This is a genomic window from Peribacillus sp. P4_C12 (genome assembly GCF_056402095.1).
Genome location: NZ_JBFUIB010000458.1, coordinates 1 through 2904, shown reverse-complemented (window position 1 = coordinate 2904; position 2904 = coordinate 1). Strand labels below are relative to the sequence as shown.

General features: G+C 38.0%; 4 protein-coding genes. All 4 read left to right on the top strand.

Annotated features, from left to right (window positions below; translation table 11 throughout):
- Positions 1-546: helicase C-terminal domain-containing protein (locus AC1DUW_RS24870; RefSeq protein ID WP_477643725.1), on the top strand; the 546-nt coding region annotated here is incomplete at its 5' end.
- A 158-nt stretch (positions 547-704) separates the two neighbouring features.
- On the top strand, positions 705-875 hold the full coding sequence (locus AC1DUW_RS24865; protein WP_082527552.1) for a YpmA family protein: 171 nt from the start codon (positions 705-707) through the stop codon (positions 873-875).
- Between the two features lie 18 nt (positions 876-893).
- Entirely contained in the window at positions 894-1370 is a 477-nt protein-coding gene (locus AC1DUW_RS24860; protein WP_053346749.1) for a cell wall elongation regulator TseB-like domain-containing protein, read from the top strand.
- 19 nt (positions 1371-1389) lie between these two features.
- Positions 1390-2574: a pyridoxal phosphate-dependent aminotransferase gene (locus tag AC1DUW_RS24855; protein WP_252430511.1), complete on the top strand. Its 1185-nt coding sequence runs from the start codon at positions 1390-1392 to the stop codon at positions 2572-2574.
- Positions 2575-2904 lie beyond the last annotated feature (330 nt).

Genomic DNA, 2904 nt, shown 5'->3' with positions numbered 1-2904 from the left:
GCACAGGCAGCTAAAGGGAGAATGATGGTTTTGTTCACCTCGCATGAGATGCTGCGAGCAACCTATTTTTCCATTAAAGACTCAGGGGTCCTAGATGAGTATACCTTGTTTGCACAGGGGATTTCTGGTGGAAGCCGAATGAGGTTACTCAGAAATTTTCAAAACTTCGAGAAAGCCGTCCTATTTGGAACAACTAGCCTATGGGAAGGTGTTGATATTCCAGGAGAGGATTTATCCTGCCTAATCATTGTCAGGCTGCCGTTTTCACCACCGGATGAGCCGGTCACAGCTGCAAAATGCCAACTTCTCGAAAAGCAAGGCAGAAACGCCTTCTCTGCGTATTCTTTACCTGAAGCCTTGCTAAGGTTCCGCCAAGGATTCGGGAGGCTGATACGTACTCCTGAAGACAGAGGAGTCCTAGTTGTTCTGGACCGCCGCATTATCACCGCCAAATATGGTCTTGAATTTCAAAAGTCCATACCGGCCGTTGACTGGCATCAAGGCTCAATTAATGAGATGGTGGATATGATAGAAGAGTGGATTTAAAGAATCTTTAGATTATTCATAAATCCAATTGAATTTTTATGAAATAATAAAGAAAAATAACCTTCGAGCTGTTATAATGTGAAAGGTAGTAAAGCCTTCTAATCCTATTCATACCAGTGATTGTTGACAATTTTTAGTTAAAATGGAGGGGCGTTTTTATGGAAAGTAAAATTGAAGTAATCTCGACAGTCAGGTTGCAAAATTCTCCTGATTTGTATAAGATTGTAGATTCTTTGAATCGGACGTTGAAAAAGGACGACTTAATGTTCGGACTTGCATTAGATTCAGAAAATCAAGAAAAAGCGATATTTACAATTTATCGTACATAGAAAGAGGGAAAAGCGGCTTTGAAAAAATGGTTGATTATTGCTTCTATCCTAGTCCTTTGTTTTATCGGATTTGTCGGCGGGGCATATATTAAAGCGTTGCAGCCTAAAAAAGAAGCTGGTAATGTGGCTTTTGAAAAGGCGAAGGAAGAGGGCGGCCTTGAAACCATGGAAGAATTCTACCTTTATAATGGGCAGGATTCGTATTCTGTCATCATTGGTAAGGGAGAAAATGGGACTAAAAAAATAGTCTGGCTTCCTGAGGACGAGAAGAAAGAAATTGTAGTGGAAAACTATAAAGATGGTAAGTCAAAAAAAGAGATTTTAAGCATTGTTAAAGAAAAGCTAAATCCTCAAAAAATTATTTCAGTTAAACTTGGTATGGAAAAAAACGTTCCACTTTGGGAAGTAACATATCTTGATGAATCTGAGCGCTTTAATTATGATTATTATGATTTTAAAACAGGGGAATGGCTAAAGTATTATCGAAGCATTTAGAATGGGGGATTAATTTATTATGAAATTAGCTAACCGAGTTCAGTCATTAACGCCATCAACAACATTGGCAATCACAGCAAAAGCAAAAGAACTTAAAGCTCAAGGTCTTGATATAATTGGTTTGGGGGCAGGTGAACCAGACTATAACACTCCTCAGCATATTATTGACGCAGCCTTTCAATCGATGAATGAAGGGCAAACGAAATATACGCCATCAGCAGGACTTCCAAAGTTAAAAGCGGCGATTGCTGCTAAATTAAAGCGGGATCAAGGTTTAGAATACAAGCCTTCTGAAATAATTGTTGGTTCAGGTGCTAAGCACGCCCTTTATACATTGTTTCAAGCGATTCTTGATGAAGAAGATGAAGTTATTGTTCCAATACCATATTGGGTAAGTTATCCAGAACAAATTAAACTTGCAGGTGGAAAACCAGTATATGTTGTAGGCACTGAGGAAAATCAATATAAAATTACAAAAGAACAGTTAGAACAAGCAATTACTGAGAAAACGAAAGCAGTTATCATTAACTCTCCAAGCAATCCAACTGGTATGCTTTATTCTAGGGAAGAGTTAGCGGCTATCGGAGAAGTATGTTTAGCACATGACATCTTAATCGTTTCCGATGAAATTTACGAGAAATTGGTTTATGGAAATGCAACACATACATCGATTGCGGAGATTTCTCCTGAATTGAAAAAGCAAACAATCATCATTAATGGTGTTTCTAAATCACATTCAATGACAGGCTGGAGAATTGGTTATGCAGTAGGGGATGAGGCCATCATCAAAGCTATGACAAACCTTTCTAGCCACAGCACATCCAATCCTACGACAACTGCTCAGTACGGAGCAATTGCCGCTTATGAAGGTTCACAGGATCCTGTGGAAGAAATGCGCCAAGCATTTGAAGGTCGATTGAATACAATTTATGATAAATTAGTGGAAATTCCAGGCGTTAGCTGCATTAAACCACAAGGAGCATTTTACTTGTTCCCGAATGTTAAACGTGCGGTTGAATTAACTGGCTACAGCAATGTGGATGATTTTACTACTGCATTGTTAGAAGAAGCTCAGGTAGCAGTAATTCCAGGTTCAGGTTTTGGTGCTCCGGACAACATCAGACTATCTTACGCGACTTCATTGGAACTGCTTGAAGCAGCGGTTGAAAGAATCCATTCATTTGTTAAGTCAAAAATGGCTTAAATATTTTAAAACCTGCAGTCATTCCGCGTAAAAGTGGGTGTCAGCAGGTTTTTTTGTTTAATAAATATTTGAGTGGTACAGGATGTACTTTGGTTCACTAGGATGACCAATTATTTTAGATAAATTGTGTGAAGTAGATTCAGATATTGATTAAAAAGATAATAAAAGTTATGCCTAAACGGCTCCTTCAAGATTATCTTTGAGAAGTTCAATTAACTAAAGAATTACAAAAGAATATGTATTTAAAGTCATGTTGATAGTTGCCAGGACTTTATCACGATAAGTAGTGATTAAAATAATGGCTAATTTTGCTGTTAGGTGTTATAAAAG